The following is a 486-nucleotide window of genomic DNA, read 5'->3' on the forward strand; positions in this document are numbered from 1 at the left end:
GCCCCTTCTCTTATCCATCCCGCCCCGTCTCCGCCTACGATGACCCGCTGGCAACCTTCTAAGTCGTATATCCTCCTTAAGTGGCGCTCTAAAGCTGCCCAAAATTCTTTTCCACTGCCCCCATGTACAAAGTACAAGGGATTCTTAAGATGTGCCTCCCCTGTGTATTCGTTTATCTCCCACCCTTCGTAAACTACGGCTATCTTTAGTTCGAATTTTTCCTTCCCTTTCTTCCTCTTTTTCCTTTTCTTCCTTTCTTTCCTCCGCCGTTGTTCGCTGACTAGGGCCCCATCTACTTCTATAACCAAAAGGGGGACTTTCTTGTCGCCTTTGTCGTCAAGCCCCGTGGGCCCATCCCATTTGCCTAGGTGTTCCCCGGTCTGAATGGCGTATTGCCTTATGGTTTCATGGCTTATCCTTACACCTAATGTTTCTTCTAGGGCTTCTTGGGCCTTGCGATAGGACATCTCTGCTGCCAGCGCTACC

The 486-nt window shown here is 50.0% G+C and carries 1 protein-coding gene; it reads right to left on the reverse strand.

What is annotated here, in order from left to right:
• A partial coding sequence (locus KKC1_RS03865) for a UPF0236 family transposase-like protein (protein WP_192868066.1) occupies positions 1 to 486 on the reverse strand: 486 nt, incomplete at both ends.

Origin of the sequence: Calderihabitans maritimus (genome assembly GCF_002207765.1) — a bacterium.
Lineage (GTDB): Bacteria > Bacillota > KKC1 > Calderihabitantales > Calderihabitantaceae > Calderihabitans > Calderihabitans maritimus.